The organism is Alcanivorax sp. HI0044 (assembly GCF_001634945.1).
This window is the reverse complement of record NZ_LWEZ01000686.1, coordinates 1-786: the sequence shown is the minus strand read 5'-3', so window position 1 is coordinate 786 and position 786 is coordinate 1. Positions and strand designations below refer to the sequence as shown.

Below are 786 nucleotides of genomic sequence, written 5' to 3'. Positions count from 1 at the left end.
TACATGGGCGGCGGAGCGCTGGAACAGCTTGACCTTGCCGGCCACTTTGGCCACTTCCGGCACAAACTGGATGGCGCTGGCCCCGGTGCCGACCACGGCCACGGTTTTGCCGGTCAGGTCTTCATCGTGATTCCAGCGGGCGCTGTGGAAATGTGGGCCCTGGAAGTCCTCGATGCCGGCAAGCGGCGGGTACGCCGGTTGGTTGAGTTGGCCGGTGGCGGTGATCAGGGCGCGACAGGTGATCACCTCGCCATTGGTCAGGGTGATTTCCCACAGGCCGGCATCATCCAGAAAGCGGGCTTCGGCCACTTCAGTGTTGAAGCGAATGTGGCGATACAGATCGTATTTGCGTGCGCAGTATTGCTGGTAGGCAAAAATTTCTTTCTGCGGCGCGAAGCGACGGCTCCACGGGTAATGGCGTTCAAAGGAAAACGAATACAGATGAGAGGGCACATCACAGGCGGCACCAGGGTAGGTGTTGTCGCGCCAGCAGCCGCCAACATCGTGGCCCTTTTCGATCAGCAGCAGGTCGTCCTGCCCCTGGGCTTTGAGGCGAATGGCCATGCCCAGTCCACCGAAGCCGGCGCCAATAATGATCACGTTGTGCGTTGCTTGCATGGGAAACAATCCAGTTAATAACGTTACGCTCCACTCTAGCGATACATAAACGCCTTGTTTATGGCATTCTGGGACAGAAAATTGTGGGAAACGGACACTTCATGGATGTACGTCGCGCCATTACCAGTGTGCGCCTGCAGCTGGCCTACGCCGCCGAACAGGGGCTGG

The 786-nt window shown here is 58.7% G+C and carries 1 protein-coding gene; it reads right to left on the bottom strand.

All coding sequences use genetic code 11. The features are described 5' to 3' along the window. On the bottom strand, positions 1–618 hold a 618-nt coding region (locus A3730_RS08295; RefSeq protein WP_156501078.1), incomplete at its 3' end, for an NAD(P)/FAD-dependent oxidoreductase. Positions 619–786: the final 168 nt, after the last annotated feature.